This is a genomic window from Coprococcus intestinihominis (assembly GCF_040096555.1).
Taxonomy (GTDB): Bacteria; Bacillota; Clostridia; order Lachnospirales; family Lachnospiraceae; genus Coprococcus_A; species Coprococcus_A intestinihominis.
Map to the genome: position 1 here is coordinate 1 of NZ_JBBMEK010000466.1, position 1,117 is coordinate 1,117.

1 protein-coding gene is annotated in these 1,117 nt (G+C 46.0%); it reads right to left on the reverse strand.

Annotation, left to right across the window (positions count from 1 at the left end):
* Nucleotides 1–255: 255 nt before the first annotated feature.
* Nucleotides 256–1,117 (reverse strand): LPD25 domain-containing protein (locus tag WMO25_RS18240; RefSeq protein WP_349086661.1); only part of this gene is annotated, 862 nt, incomplete at its 5' end.

The window sequence follows — 1,117 nt, forward strand, 5'->3', positions numbered from 1 at the left end:
AAATAGTCTGTGGGGCATCTGCAGTAGTCAGGTTGTGCATCAGTTCAAATGGCACGCCGGAACGCCGTACCAGTTCCCTGCATACGGCGCTGTCTTTTCCTCCACTGTCCGTCACTACCAAAGGAAGCCCATAATGTTGCAGGGACATCTGGCTGGCAGTGCGGATACGTTCTATTGCTGTTTTTTCTAAATCCAATTTTTTTCAGGAGGGAAGATATCTTTTACATGGCCAAAACTCCGCCTCCTTTCCTAATTTTATCTGCCGCCCCTTTTTGGCGGCTCATATCCATTTGCTGCATACGCTTCTACGGTCATACCGTATGACTCTGCTTCCTGTCGTATCTCTTCCATAACCTGTTCTTTGTATGATTTATCCGGACAGGCAGTTGCAAAATCCCGGATATCCGGCATACAAGGCAGCTCCTTCCCTGTATTTAATGCAATCCTGCTTTCCCGGATATAGGCAAGCATGGCTTCCTGATATGCTTTTCGTGATGCGTCCCCCTGCGTCAGTAAAGGGACTTTCTTTTCTATTTCCTGTTCTTCCAGAACCGCTGTTTCCAGTTTTTCCAGGTTGCAGAAATACTGAAGGGTAGGAAGCATCTCCTCCAGTACCCATCTCATTTGCTGTTGTTCATGTTCCCATTCTTCTGTTGTCCTGGCGGTCTGTTTCATAAGCTGCTGCCCTTCTTCTGTATGGAGATAATAATCTGCAAATGCTTTTACATGATCCAGCAGATTTCCTTCCCCGTCACCAAAATCCTGGCGCCCGGTATAAGACATGACTTCCCCCTCTGAGAGAAAACAGATTTCAAAATGTGTTTTGTAATAACCTGCCATATCTTTCTCTTCCACTGCCTGCCGATCCAGCTTTCCGAACAATTCTACCGCTTGATTTAATGGCATGGCTTCTTCCAATGGAATGTCCGGGTGTTCACTGATCCGCACATACACAAAGGGTTTCAAGTCCACCGGCGGAATAAGTTTTACCTGTTCCAGTGTTGTCTTTAGCTTGTCTGCCTGTTCTTTCAACTCTGATTTCTGCTCAAATATCTTGCTTCCCAGCCACCTGCTGTATTCCTCTTTTCCGTCTTGACATAAGGCTTTCCATATAATA